The organism is Rheinheimera texasensis (genome assembly GCF_964031785.1).
Lineage (GTDB): Bacteria > Pseudomonadota > Gammaproteobacteria > Enterobacterales > Alteromonadaceae > Pararheinheimera > Pararheinheimera texasensis_A.
Map to the genome: position 1 here is coordinate 973,124 of NZ_CAXIRE010000021.1, position 12,699 is coordinate 985,822.

Genomic DNA, 12,699 nt, shown 5'->3' on the forward strand with positions numbered 1-12,699 from the left:
GAAAAATGGCGCAGATTATAGCAGGAACAGCGGCTTTGGCGAAATTGCTTTGCCAGTTAATTCACAGGGTTTGGCGACCAGAACACAGAAAGGCTAAAGGGAAGGCATCGCCAGCGACAACGCCATCAGCACGGCATCTTCGTTACCGCCCGGCGCCGGGTAATAGCCGGGCCGCACGCCAACCTGATGAAAGCCAAGCTGCTGGTACAGCGCTATCGCAGTTTGATTGGACGCCCGCACTTCCAGCCAGCAATCGGTCGCCTTGCGCGCTTCTGCTTCATCGAGAAAATGGCTGAGCAAGGCTTTGCCAATGCCTTTGCTTTGCTGCTTTGGATGCACCGCAATATCAAACAAACTGGCTTCACCGGCAACCAGCTCACCGATATAAAAGCCGGCGACCTCACCATCGCAAAGCGCAACCGCATTAAAATAACGCTCGGAGAAACTGCTGCGAAAGGATGATTCTGCCCAGGGATACGCCGTAGCGGCTCGCTCTGTTGCCAGCATGGCTGGAATATCGGCGCTGGTCGCGATGCGGATTTGGATCATGTCGGGTCCGTGGTGACTGTGTGTTCTGCCGGTACATCAGCCGGTAATAGCTGACTGAGGCGCTGCCAGAGTTGTTTTTTTCGCGCCGGCGGCAGAAAACTCTGAGGTGCGGCGCTATAAAGGCCAGTACTGGTCAGTTGGATATCTGCAGTGTCGGCCTGATAAAACCATTGGGCCGCCACACCTGCTTGTTGCAAACAACACAACAAATCCTGCACCAGCGGCACGCTGACGTCTGCTGTCAGCCACTGCTGCGGGATTTCTTCAGCTGGAGTGAATTCTGGTTGCGGCGTCGTACAGGCAACTGGTGCCACAGGCTGATAAACCGGTGCGGTTAAATGCGACTGCAACGGTTGAATTTTTAAATGCTGTAAGAACTGCAGTTGCAGTTCTGACATGGAAGAAGTGATGTTGTTTGTCACGTCTGGATTCATCTCAGTACCTCGTTGGGTCTTGCCTGAGAGAATTGGCAGGGGCAGAGGGATTCGAACCCCCAACCATCGGTTTTGGAGACCGCTGTTCTACCAATTGGAACTATGCCCCTGTGATTGAGGCGCCATTATACAAAAGGAGTTTTAAAGGTAAAGCAAAAATCTCAGGCAAAGCAATCAATTGCGCATAAATCAGCCAGAACGCTGTCAAAGCAGGCAATCGCAACCGGCAAAAATGCCCTACTTCGGCAGCGCTGTGTAAAAAAGATGCAATTGCGAAACTACTTTGCTAGCATGTCGCGCCGCTGCCAATGGCAGGTTGCAGACTTTGGCAACAAAGGCTACAACTTAGGTGCAGGATGTTGGATTACCAAGGATGTTTGCATGAAAATGACCGACTTTTCCGTATTGATCATCGATGATGTACCCTCCGTCAGAGAATACTTACGCCAGACCCTGATGCTGCTCGGCATTACTCATGTCAGCGAAGCTTCCAATGGCAGCCTGGGCATCAGCAGTTACACCAAACAACATCAGGATGTGGTATTCCTCGATATTGAACTGCCGGACTGCGATGGTAAATCCTTGTTACGCCAGCTAAAAGAAATCAATCCCAACGCCAATGTGGTCATCATGACGGCGCACAGCACCGTCGAGAATGTGCAGCAAAGCATTCTGGCCGGCGCCTGCGGTTTTATCGCCAAGCCATTTTCCGCCAAGAAAATTGAGTCTGTGCTGGTTAAATGCCAGAAAAAAAGCCTGACCGCCTGACCAGCATAAGTTGATGAACTCAATCGAGCCTGAGCGATTTGCTTCAGGCTTTGCCAGTCAGCGGTTTGCCGTGAAAATCGACGCCATCCCAGCCTGTGCGCATAAAATTGCGGATATTGGCGTGATTGCTGCCTTTAATATCCGGCAACACTTCCAACCGGTAAAAATCACCAAATAACTGTAAAGTCTGCGGCTCCGACAGCTGATGTAGCAAGGCAAACGCCAGAATTTTACAGGAACCGTTGTTCTCCCCGGCGCCGTTAAACTGCTCGCCATTCTGAAAGGCTGTCGGCGTAAAATCATACAAAGCATCAATCAATGCGATGGTCTGCTGGAAGCTGATGCTGTCCGGCTCAGTACTTAACTGACGAAAAAATGTTTCCAACATAAAATTGCCTAAAGTTTGACCAGATTGTGCCGATAGTGCGTTCAATCATCCATCAATTCTGATGGGAGGAACCCATGAACATCATCAGCGCCACACAGGCATTCAGTGCCCGCGAACAGCAGTTATTTCAGCAAAGCCGGCTCGAAGTTCAGTCTTCACCGGTTACCCGCCCCTCCCCCGCGACATCGCCAACAGCACAAGCCGTTGATCCACAGAGCGAAACCGAGTCTAAGTCATCCGACGAACAAAATGAAGATGGTCAGCAATTCAGCGCCAAAGAAAGTATTGGTACTGTGAAACGGATTTTAGAACAGCTGAGCACTGGCAAATTACTCAGCTGGCTTGATGGTTCCGCCTTTGACAAAATTCAGGCACAACAACAGCAAATTGAAGCGGAGGCCACCACACCCACAGCACCCACTGAGCGCACTGTGATGGAGTTTAACTACCGCTATCAGGCCGTTGAAGCGAGCTTCGCTGGCGCCGTGCAGTTGGAAGACGGCAGCAGTCAGAGTTTTGCGTTTAGTTTCAGCCTGCAGGAGAGTTACGCCAGTTTTAGCATTCGTCAGGAAGCTGTGCTGAAAGACCCATTAATTGTAAGTACCACCGGCCAGAGCTTTCAGTGGACTGGTGCCAGTCAGGCTTTTGATTTTTTCAGTGATGGCCGAAACGCTGACTTGCCAACTCTGGCAAATGGTCAGTATTACCTGAGCTACGACCGGAACCAGGACGGCCAGATCACAGAAGGCAAAGAACTATTTGGGCCCTCCACTGGCCAGGGTTTTGCTGAACTTGCCGCGCTGGATGAAGATAAAGACGGCTTTGTCGACAGCAGCGACAGCGCCTGGCAACAACTGAGCCTGTGGCGGCCGGGTGAAACGCCAAGCAGCCTGACCGAGGCCGGCATCGGCGCACTTTCAGCACAATCTGTAGCGACTTCATTTGGCTTGTATGATGGCGATGCACTACTGGCCCGTATTGCGCGCAGCGGCATCTTTTTGTCAGAACAAGGCAAAGTTGGTCTGCTGCAGCAGGTTGATTTGAATATCTGACAGTGAGTGCCGGATCTGGCTGATCCGCCACAGAACTTCGCGGTACACTGCGCTCAGCTGAATTTGCCGGAGCACCGTCTGTGTCCACCGAAGTTATCCCTGCCGCTGAAACTTGCCAGCAAGCGCGTTTAAGCCGTGACGCGCGCTTTGATGGTCTGTTTTATATTGCGGTCAACAGCACCGGCATTTATTGCCGGCCCATCTGTCCGGCGCGGGCGCCGGCGGAACATCAGGTGCAATATTTTGCTTCCGCCGCTTCGGCAGCTGCCGCCGGTTTTCGGCCTTGCCTGCGTTGCCGGCCGGACAGTGCGCCCGGCTCACCAGCCTGGCAAGGCAATCAGACCAGCTTGCGCCGTGCGATGAAGCTGATTGATCAGGGCGCCTTGCAGGACGGCGACCAAACATCCTTATGTGCACGCCTCGGCATCAGCGAGCGTTATCTGCGTAAGCTGTTTGCTCAGCATCTGGGAGTTTCTCCCAAACAATATGCTTTGTATCAGCAAATTCTGTTTGCCAAACAGCTGCTGCACCAAACCAAAATGCCGGTCACGGATATCGCCGCGATGGCCGGCTTTCACAGCCTGCGCCGCTTTCACGATGCCTTTAAACAACAATTACAACTGACACCAACACAAATACGGGGACAACGTATGGCGCAGCAATCTGCCATCATTGAACTGGAACTGAGTTATCGCCCGCCACTGGCCTGGCATTTATTACTGGAGTTCTGGCAACAACGCACTTTAACCGGTCTGGAATGGCTGGACGGCGAGCATTACGGCCGGCTGATTGACTGGCCACCGGGCCAGGGCCAGCAACACGGCTGGTTTGACGTCGCCCCTATCGCCGGCAAAAACGCGCTGAAACTGACACTGCATTGGCCGGACCATGAAACCCTGTTACCGGTGGTGAAACAGATCCGCCGGTTGCTGGATTTAGACGCCGATTTACAAGTGATTGAACAACATCTACAGAGCCAGCTTGGCAGCACAGTAAAAACCGGCCTGCGTATTCCTGGGGTCTGGTCGGCTTGGGAAGCCGGCATCCGCGCCATTTTGGGCCAGCAAGTCAGTATCGCCGGCGCGCGGGCCCAGCTAAACAGGTTGCTGGTGTTAGGCACTGAACACCCCAGACCCTCTGCGGTGCCTGCCCATACGCCAGAAACCGTCTGGCTACAATTTCCCACGCCGGCACAAGTGGGCGCTGATGAATTATTGATGCTGAAAGTGCCGGGTGCCCGGCGCCAGACCATTCTGGCACTGGCCGATCAGATGTGGGCCGCGCCAGAGCAGCATCCATCGCAGTGGTTGCCAATCAAAGGCATTGGCCCCTGGACTGTCGCTTATGCCTGCCTGCGTGGTTTATCGGAAACTGATGTGTGGCTTGGCGGCGATTTGGGCATTCAAAAAGCGCTGGCGCGTCAACACGCCGGTTTTGATGCACAAACACTGTCACCGTGGCGCAGTTATGCCACCTTACAACTTTGGTTTGGTCTGGCCGACGCACCGGCCGGGTCCACAGAACAAGGAGAATAACATGCAGCAGTCACCCCAAGTTGCCTATTGCTTGTCCCCGCTCGGCGCGCTGGAAATTTATGCCAATGCCAAAGGTATTGCTGCAGTACATTTCCCTGATGTACAAAAAGATCGCAGTCTGGCCGGATTAAGGCATCAGGACGTCACTGCAGCAGCGTCACAAAGTGATGATTTTCAGCTGCTGTCGGTGCAGGCAGACCGTGCAGTTGGATTGTTGCTGCAACAAGCGGCAGCGCAACTGGCAGAGTATTTTGCCGGTACACGGCAGCACTTTGACCTGCCACTCGCCGCCAGCGGCACCGCTTTTCAGCAGCAAGTCTGGCAGCAACTGTGCCGGGTCCCCTATGGCCAAACCCAAAGTTATGGCGAGCTGGCGTTGCTGCTTGGCAATAAAAATGCGATGCGTGCCGTTGGTGCCGCCAATGGCCGCAATCCTATCGCCATTATCGTACCCTGCCACCGGGTCATTGGTGCGGACGGCAAACTGACCGGTTATGCCGGCGGCCTGGACCGCAAAGTCTGGTTGTTGCAACATGAACAACGGGTAGCCAACCCCGTTCATTCGAATATTTAGAATAAATGGCGGGATTCATTGCAATATTAATTCGATAAGTTTTAAGGTTTACTAGGCAGGTAAACCTAAAATTCTGGAGCCCGCTGATGAAACTACGTACTCTCGCCCAACTCTGGCCGGCCAAACAGGTGTCGGATGGTGCCGGTGTCAAAATCCGCCGCAGTATTGGCTTACAGCCGCAGTGGCGGCTGGACCCTTTTCTGATGCTGGACTGTTTTGGTTCTGATGAGGCCGCCGACTATATTGCCGGCTTCCCGCCGCATCCGCATCGTGGTTTTGAGACTGTGACTTATATGCTCGATGGCCATATGCTGCATCAGGATCACCTGGGGAATCAGGGCCACCTGAAAAGCGGCGGCGTGCAGTGGATGACTGCCGGTCGTGGCATTATTCACTCTGAAATGCCGCAACAGGAATCTGGTCTGATGCGTGGCTTTCAGCTGTGGCTGAATCTGCCGGCGGCGGAAAAAATGCAGGAGCCGGCTTATCTGGATTTAGATCCGGCGCAAATTCCGGCGGTGGTTATTCCACAAGGCCAAATCAAAGTCATCGCCGGCACCTTGCAAAGCCCGGCGGATAGTGAATCCGTGCTGCCGCTGACCACAGGGCCAATCCGCGCCGTGTCAACGCAGCCGTTATATCTGGACCTGCAGCTGCATAGTGCAGCCACGCTGGCACTTGCCATTCCGGCCGGTCATAACGCGCTGGTTTATCCTTATGAAGGTGAAGTCTGGCTTGGCACCCATCGCGTGCCACTGCATCATGCCGGTGTGCTGACGGATGGTGATAGCCTTGCGCTTCGTACAGAGGGCCCGGCCCGCGTCATTGTGCTTGCCGGTAAACCACTGCAGGAACCAGTCGCGCAATACGGCCCTTTTGTGATGAACACTGTGGCTGAGATTGAACAGGCGATTGCCGATTATCAGCAAGGTAAACTGACAGACCGGGCCGCCAAAGTCCTGCAGATTTAAGCCGCAGCCCCCGGCGCGAAATCGCGCTGGGACATTGTCTGACCTGCTTGTATAATGCCGTTTTTTTGTCACAGGATTTTCCTCATGCAATTAATCGGCATTATCGGCGCGATGGAACAAGAAGTTGCCATCCTCAAAGCGCAACTGAGTCAGATTGAAACTACCCGCGTCGCCAGTTTTGAATTTCACCGCGGCCAGTTACAGGGCCGCGATGTGGTGCTGGTGCAGTCCGGCATCGGCAAAGTCACCGCTGCTATTGCCACTACCTTATTAATCCAGATATTTCAGCCATCAGCAGTGATCAACACCGGTTCAGCCGGTGGTTTTGACCCTGAACTGAATGTTGGCGACATCGTCGTCTCCACCGAATTACGTCATCACGACGTCGACGTCACCGCTTTTGGCTATGAACCGGGCCAGCTGCCACGTCTGCCGGCGGCTTTCACTGCAGATCCGGCTTTAATCGCCGCCGCGGTACGCAGTATCCAGACGCTTGGGTTTTGCCAGACCAAAACCGGCCTTATCACCACCGGTGATGTGTTTATGTGTGATCCGGAGCGGATTAACAAAACCCGCGCCACCTTCCCGCAAATGCTGGCGGTGGAAATGGAAGGCGCGGCCATTGCGCAAGTGTGTTACCAGCTCAACACGCCTTTTGTCGTGATCCGCAGTTTAAGTGATATCGCCGGCAAAGAATCGCCGACCTCGTTTGAAGCCTATCTGGAGATTGCCTCGAAAAACAGCAGCGCTATGGTGCTGGAACTGCTGCAGCAGTTAGCTTAAGCGGCCCGATTTCGTGTCAGCAACGCTGCAACAATACTGGTTTGCCTTACAACAAACGCCGGTGTTTGAACCCGGCGTGTTGTTATTACTGACCCTGTTGCTGGCACGTTACGCCGCGCTGCCGCTGCAATATCAGCCCTGGCCGTTATTGCGGGTACTGGCAGAACGTGTCGCCGGCAAAGTGAATAAAGCTGCAGATAACCCGGCGCAGCAGCGTCTGGCCGGCATTTTGGCTTTGTTGGTGGTGGTGCTGCCGCTGCTGACGCTGGCCTGGACCTTGCGCCACTTATCCGAATGGCCGGCCGGTTTTGACGCATTGCTGCTGTACCTTTGCCTGGACCATCGTCATTTCGCCAGTCAGGTCGCCACTATGGCCGGCAGTCTGCAACGCCGGCAGCTGCAGCTGGCAAAAGATCAGCTCCAACCGCTGCTGCGGCGCGATTGTGGCAAACTCTCCGCGACCGGATTGGCCAAAGCCGGCATCGAAGTGCTGGCGCAGCGACAGCTGCGTCATTTTGCTGCCGTACTGTTCTGGTTTGTGGTCGGCGGCGCTATGACGGCGCTGGTCTGGCGCTTACTGGTTGAATTGCAGCAGGCCTGGTCCGGCAAAATCAGCGACCAACGCCGGTTTGGCAGTGCGGTCGGCCAGGTTGGTCGGCTGATGTTATGGCCAGTGTGCTGGTTACAGGGCACGTTGGTTGCCCTGTTGTTCCGTTTTGTGCAAAGCGTGCAGTTTTTTCGCGCCAGTCCGCTGGCCGCTTTGCCGGCGGCAGAGCGCTGGTATTTGTCAGCCTGGAGCGCTGGCCTACAGCGTAATCTGGCCGGGCCCGTGATGTATCAGGGCGTGAAAATCCGTCGCGAACGGATTGGGCCTGAGCAAGCACCAGAGCTGGCCGATTTATTGCTGGCGCAGGTGATGGAACAACAAATCCAGCGTGCACAGTGGCTGCTGTGCTGCATTAGTGTTGCGCTGATTTTGCTGTATCAATGGCCACATTCACTCTGACGGCGCAGGCTGGACTTTTGAGCAGATTCTGCGTTATGTTCGCCGCCACAGGTCAACAACAGGGCAATCTATTGGCTACAAATATCACTGGGTTTCGCCACAAATTAAGCCAGTTGCTACTGTTGATTCTGTGCAGTGTTTTGTTGCTGCCGTCTGCTTTTGCCAGCGAACATCAGGACCCTGTGCCTTTGTTACAACCGCTGACCACCACGCAAGGACTCAGCAGTGGTGCGGTGAATAAGGTCATGATCGACCACAGCGGCTTTTTATGGCTGGCAACAGACCGCGGGCTGAACCGCTATGACGCCAATCAGGTGCGGCAGTTACCGCTGGTGGACGACAGTCAGGTCGAGCTTGATGTGTCCGCAGTGGTGGAAGACAGCCAGCGGCGGCTATTCGTCGCAGCACAGCAACAAGGTTTGTATCTGCTTGACCGTAAAACGGGTGCTGCCGAGTTATTAACTCCGCTACAGCAACTGGAAAGCGATACCATCCCGCTGCTACACGATGTGATAGAGCAACAACCGGATTTATTGCTGCTGGCCATCAATAAAGCGGTTTATCAGTTGCAGTTACCTGGTCGTCAGCTGAAGCAAATCTTTGAGTTCGATGGCGGCAACAGCCTGATGTCCCGTGTCCGGATCTTAAAGAAACTCAACCAGTTGCTGCTGATTGGCACTTCACGTGGCTTATTTATTTATGACCTGAAAACCCAGCAGCACTGGCCGCTGCAGCTGGCGAATACCGGCCAGGGCCGCTTTGACAATTGGGTCAGAACGCTTGAAATCATTGATAACCAGCTTTATTTGTCACAAGGTTCAAGCTTATACCGGCTGGACGAAACCGAACTGCGTCAGGCCGCTACACAACCGCTGACAAGCCAACCGCTGCTGCAGGACCTGCAGGTCAATAAAGTATTGTCGCGGGTCAGTGGTTTATTACTCGGCACCAACAAAGGCCTGTTTCAGCTGGACAATGGCCAGCAGCAACCAAGGTTGTTGTGGCGCTTTACCGACAGCCAATACGATGTGGATCAAGACAGTATCACCGATCTGGCGGCAACACCGGACGGTGGTTTTTGGGTAGCGAGCCGTCTGCAGGGCGCTTATTACTGGCATCCGCGCAGCACCCACTTCCAGCATCTGAAACTGCCGATCCCGGCCGGTTCCGGTCAAATTTTACAGGCCGGATTCAGCCCAAGGGCGGTGCTGGCGCTGGCCGAGAGTCCGGCCAATCAGCTGCTGCTGAGTACCCTCAGCGGCTTAAAGCGCTTTGATCTGATATCTGGCAGCATTACCGATATTCCCTACCCGGCGACCATGCCGGCGACGTTCTCAACGGTCGTAGCGCGGATTTATCCGGATCACGCCGAAAAACTCTGGCTACGCAACGGCAATGCACTGCATCTGTTTTCCACTCAAACACAAGAATTTCTGCCGCTGCCGTTACAGGACCCAATGCAGCAATCATTGGTCCAACTCAATGCCCGTGGCCATTGGCGCGATGACAACGGCGCCTTTTGGTTTTACAACGCGGAAGATTATTACCGCTACCAGCCGGCTGACGGCTCGTTGCTGGCAATGCCGGAAATACGTCAGGCCGAACCAACCCACAGAGCAGGCCGGTTTTTGGGGCCGCATCCACAGCATAAAGAGCTGATGTTTTTCAGTGCGGCCGACCGGCTCTGGCTGTTTGATCAGCAAAAGCGGCAGGTGCGGAAAATCTATGAGGCCATGCCTTACCAGCCCGGCCTTGCCCGCACTGCCGACAGAATGTGTGTCGATGGTCGCGGCGACTTGTGGTTTACCATCCGCGGCCTTGGGTTATTGAGCTTTGATGGGGCTACTTTGCAGCTGAAACATCATCTGCATAAACAAAATGGCCTGCAAAATAATGCGATTTACTCCTGTGAAGCTGATAGCAATGGCGATATCTGGTTCGCCAGTCAACAGGGGCTGACCCGGCTGGCCCCGGCTACGATGCGGCTGGAACCTTTTGATAAAGGCGATGGCTTGTCCGGCAGCGATTTCAGTTATGCCGCGAGCCTGAGACTATCCAATGGTTTGCTGGCATACGGCACCAACTCAGGCCTGACCTGGTTTAATCCAACAGAACTGGCTGAGACAGCCCAGCCACCGAATATTGCCATCACCGGCATCGGTGCGATGAATCAGGCGACGTCGACGGCACTGGATAACCTTGACGGCCAGTTTTTCCGTTTCGCCTATGACAGTTTGGGTATCGAAGTCAGTTTCTCAGCGCTGAACTTTCGCGATACCGATAAAATTCAGTACAAATTCTGGCTGGAAGGACATCGCGAGATCCGTTTCCCGCAACAAAACAATGCCAGCGTGACTTTTCCGCAACTCGAACCCGGCCAATACACTTTCCATGTCAAAGCACTGACACCGCACAATGGCAAAGAAAGCCGGACTGCCACTTTGACACTGCGCATCGAGCCGGCCCCCTGGTATTCGACCACAGCATTGATTAGCTATGCAGTGCTTGGATTCATCCTGCTGTTTATCTGGCAGCACAACCGGCTGGCGCAAAAACGCCTGCTGGCGCAGGCGCATCATAAAGTCCGCGCCAGCGAGCAACGCCTAAAGCAGGCACTGGAAGCGGTGAACAGCGGCGTCTGGGATTATCTGGTGCAGAAAAACAGCATGTACGCGCAGCGTGTCCACGCGATGCTCGGTTACAGCGAAGAACTGAATCCGCTGTCAATGCAGCAACATCTGGCACTGATCCATCCGGATGATCGCGACAGTTATCAGCAGGCCTGGCAACGTTTTATTGCCGTACCGGAACGCAGTTTTGATTTTACCTTCCGCATGCAGCATAAAAACGGCAGCTGGCTGTGGTTCCGCGATATCGGTAAAGTGACGGAAACTCAGGGCGACAAAGCGCTGCGGGTCATCGGCACCTACAGCAATATGACTGAAACCCGCGCCACCAAAGAAAAAGCCCGTTTATTTGGTGAAGCCTTCCAGCAAACCCGCGACTGGGTGGTATTACTGGACCCGGAACAACGGGTGCTGGCCGCCAATCAGTCGTTTGCCGACGTGTTTGGCAATATGGATGATTATCTGTCCAACCCACGGGTGCATGAACTTGGCATTAGCTTGTCGCGCCGGCGTTTTTATACCCGCTTGTTAAGCGGCATGACGGCCAACCAACACTGGCAGGGTGAAGAAATAGTGCTAAGCCCGGATGGCACTGAGCGCCCTACTTTGCTGAACATCAGTGCAGTAGGCGATGAAAACGGCGTTGATTTTTATGTCTTAGTATTTACTGATATCACAGCGCAAAAACAAGCCGAAGACGACTTGCGTTACCTGGCCAATTATGACGCATTAACCGGTCTGCCCAACCGCGCTTTGCTGATGGACCGCATTCTGCACGGCATCGAAACAGCAAAACGGGAAAAACGCTCGCTGGCGCTCTGTTTTATCGATTTGGACCGGTTTAAACAAATCAACGACAGTCTCGGCCATGACATCGGCGATATGTTGCTGAAACAAGTTGCGAAACGCCTGACGTCGATTTTACGGCTGACCGACACTGTCGCGCGCCTTGGCGGGGACGAATTTGTTGTCTTGCTGGAAAGCTATAAAAATGACGACAATATCAGCCATGTCGCGCGTAAAATGCTGAAATCCATCGCTGAACCTATGTCATTGGGCGGGCACTCCGTCAGCGTTTCGCCCAGTATAGGCATTGCGGTCTACCCCGAAGACGCCGCCGACGCCACTGAATTACTGAAACACGCCGATGTGGCGATGTATCACGCCAAAGATTTGGGGCGCAACAACTTCCAGTTTTTCATTCAGGAAATGAACGACAAAGCCCAGATGCAGCTGGCGCGGGAAACCCGGCTCAGAAGCGCGTGGCAACACAATGAATTCCTTAATTATTATCAGCCGATTTATGACAGCCTGCAGCGAAAAATTGTCGGGGTGGAAGTGCTGATGCGCTGGCAGGATGCAGACCGGCTGGTACCGCCGAACGATTTTATCCCGCTGGCTGAAGATCTGCGGCTGATAGTGCCGATGACTCAAGCCCTGCTGGTGCGCGCACTGGCCGACTTACAACAATGGCATCGGGCCGGCTATCCGTTATATGTGTCGGTCAATTTATCCCCCCGTCATCTGGAGCAGCAAAATCTGGCGCTGGAGACCGCGGCTTTGCTGGCGCAATACCAACTGCCCGCCAACTGTTTGCGGTTTGAAGTGACCGAAAGCGCGCTGATGCAGGACCACCACAGTGCCATTGCCACTATGCTGGCTCTGAGTGAACTCGGCGTGCAGCTGGCGCTGGATGATTTTGGCACTGGATATTCTTCACTGAAGTACCTCAAAGAACTGCCGATCGACGGCATCAAAATCGACCGGAGTTTTGTCAAAGACATCGGCATCGACCGCAACGATGAAACCATCATCGATGCAATGCTCAGTATGGCCAGCAGCCTTGGCATGTATTGCATCGCTGAGGGTGTCGAAACCGAACAACAGCTGGCGTTTTTCAGTCAGCGCGGCTGTCATTTGATCCAGGGTTATCTGTTTGGCAAACCAATGGCCGCAGCGCAATTGCTGCAAAGCCTGCAACAGCATTAAACTATGCCGTCCTAGCGCCTGTA

At 54.1% G+C, this 12,699-nt stretch carries 11 protein-coding genes and 1 tRNA gene; 8 read left to right on the forward strand and 4 right to left on the reverse strand.

All coding sequences use genetic code 11. The features are described from left to right. Window positions 1-93: 93 nt before the first annotated feature. The 3 genes from rimI to ABNT34_RS15885 all read right to left on the reverse strand — a co-directional run bounded on the left by rimI (window position 94) and on the right by ABNT34_RS15885 (window position 1,093). Window positions 94-549 carry a ribosomal protein S18-alanine N-acetyltransferase gene (rimI, locus tag ABNT34_RS15875; protein WP_348733348.1) on the reverse strand — a complete coding sequence of 152 codons (456 nt, stop codon included), beginning with the start codon at window positions 547-549 and terminating at the stop codon, window positions 94-96. After that, window positions 546-983 (reverse strand): hypothetical protein, encoded by a 438-nt coding sequence (locus tag ABNT34_RS15880; RefSeq protein WP_348733350.1) that lies wholly within the window; start codon window positions 981-983, stop codon window positions 546-548. Before ABNT34_RS15880 ends, rimI begins: the two co-directional genes overlap by 4 nt. Window positions 984-1,016: 33 nt before the next feature. Then, window positions 1,017-1,093: transfer RNA gene (locus tag ABNT34_RS15885), tRNA-Trp, on the reverse strand. A gap of 271 nt (window positions 1,094-1,364) precedes the next feature. Here ABNT34_RS15885 and ABNT34_RS15890 point away from each other — a divergent pair. Further along, window positions 1,365-1,751 carry a response regulator gene (locus tag ABNT34_RS15890; protein ID WP_348733352.1) on the forward strand — a complete coding sequence of 129 codons (387 nt, stop codon included), beginning with the start codon at window positions 1,365-1,367 and terminating at the stop codon, window positions 1,749-1,751. 43 nt (window positions 1,752-1,794) lie between these two features. On the opposite strand, the gene ABNT34_RS15895 is transcribed toward ABNT34_RS15890, so the two are convergent. Further along, window positions 1,795-2,139 (reverse strand): HopJ type III effector protein, encoded by a 345-nt coding sequence (locus ABNT34_RS15895; RefSeq protein ID WP_348733354.1) that lies wholly within the window; start codon window positions 2,137-2,139, stop codon window positions 1,795-1,797. Window positions 2,140-2,213: 74 nt separating this feature from the next. Here ABNT34_RS15895 and ABNT34_RS15900 point away from each other — a divergent pair, with 74 nt between their 5' ends. From ABNT34_RS15900 to ABNT34_RS15930, 7 genes are all read left to right on the forward strand, one after another. Then, window positions 2,214-3,191, forward strand: coding sequence for a hypothetical protein (locus ABNT34_RS15900; RefSeq protein WP_348733355.1), 978 nt, complete (start codon window positions 2,214-2,216; stop codon window positions 3,189-3,191). A gap of 80 nt (window positions 3,192-3,271) precedes the next feature. Then, on the forward strand, window positions 3,272-4,726 hold the full coding sequence (locus ABNT34_RS15905) for an AlkA N-terminal domain-containing protein (protein WP_348733357.1): 1,455 nt from the start codon (window positions 3,272-3,274) through the stop codon (window positions 4,724-4,726). 1 nt (window position 4,727) lies between these two features. Continuing rightward, a complete protein-coding gene (locus ABNT34_RS15910; protein ID WP_348733359.1) occupies window positions 4,728-5,300 on the forward strand; it encodes a methylated-DNA--[protein]-cysteine S-methyltransferase in 573 nt (190 codons plus the stop codon). Between the two features lie 86 nt (window positions 5,301-5,386). After that, window positions 5,387-6,271, forward strand: coding sequence for a pirin family protein (locus ABNT34_RS15915; protein WP_348733361.1), 885 nt, complete (start codon window positions 5,387-5,389; stop codon window positions 6,269-6,271). Window positions 6,272-6,355: 84 nt separating this feature from the next. After that, window positions 6,356-7,054, forward strand: coding sequence for a 5'-methylthioadenosine/S-adenosylhomocysteine nucleosidase (gene mtnN, locus ABNT34_RS15920; RefSeq protein ID WP_348733363.1), 699 nt, complete (start codon window positions 6,356-6,358; stop codon window positions 7,052-7,054). A gap of 13 nt (window positions 7,055-7,067) precedes the next feature. Then, on the forward strand, window positions 7,068-8,060 hold the full coding sequence (locus ABNT34_RS15925; RefSeq protein ID WP_348733365.1) for a cobalamin biosynthesis protein: 993 nt from the start codon (window positions 7,068-7,070) through the stop codon (window positions 8,058-8,060). 35 nt (window positions 8,061-8,095) lie between these two features. Continuing rightward, window positions 8,096-12,676, forward strand: a complete 4,581-nt coding sequence (locus ABNT34_RS15930; RefSeq protein WP_348733367.1) for an EAL domain-containing protein — start codon at window positions 8,096-8,098, stop codon at window positions 12,674-12,676. The last annotated feature ends 23 nt before the right edge of the window (window positions 12,677-12,699 follow it).

Bases quoted from the DNA above. Each gene is read 5' to 3' on its own strand.
- rimI (WP_348733348.1), bottom strand. From the start codon at position 549: ATGATCCAAATCCGCATCGCGACCAGCGCCGATATTCCAGCCATGCTG.
- ABNT34_RS15880 (WP_348733350.1), bottom strand. From the start codon at position 983: ATGAATCCAGACGTGACAAACAACATCACTTCTTCCATGTCAGAACTG.
- ABNT34_RS15890 (WP_348733352.1), top strand. From the start codon at position 1,365: ATGAAAATGACCGACTTTTCCGTATTGATCATCGATGATGTACCCTCC.
- ABNT34_RS15895 (WP_348733354.1), bottom strand. From the start codon at position 2,139: ATGTTGGAAACATTTTTTCGTCAGTTAAGTACTGAGCCGGACAGCATC.
- ABNT34_RS15900 (WP_348733355.1), top strand. From the start codon at position 2,214: ATGAACATCATCAGCGCCACACAGGCATTCAGTGCCCGCGAACAGCAG.
- ABNT34_RS15910 (WP_348733359.1), top strand. From the start codon at position 4,728: ATGCAGCAGTCACCCCAAGTTGCCTATTGCTTGTCCCCGCTCGGCGCG.
- ABNT34_RS15915 (WP_348733361.1), top strand. From the start codon at position 5,387: ATGAAACTACGTACTCTCGCCCAACTCTGGCCGGCCAAACAGGTGTCG.
- mtnN (WP_348733363.1), top strand. From the start codon at position 6,356: ATGCAATTAATCGGCATTATCGGCGCGATGGAACAAGAAGTTGCCATC.
- ABNT34_RS15930 (WP_348733367.1), top strand. From the start codon at position 8,096: ATGTTCGCCGCCACAGGTCAACAACAGGGCAATCTATTGGCTACAAAT.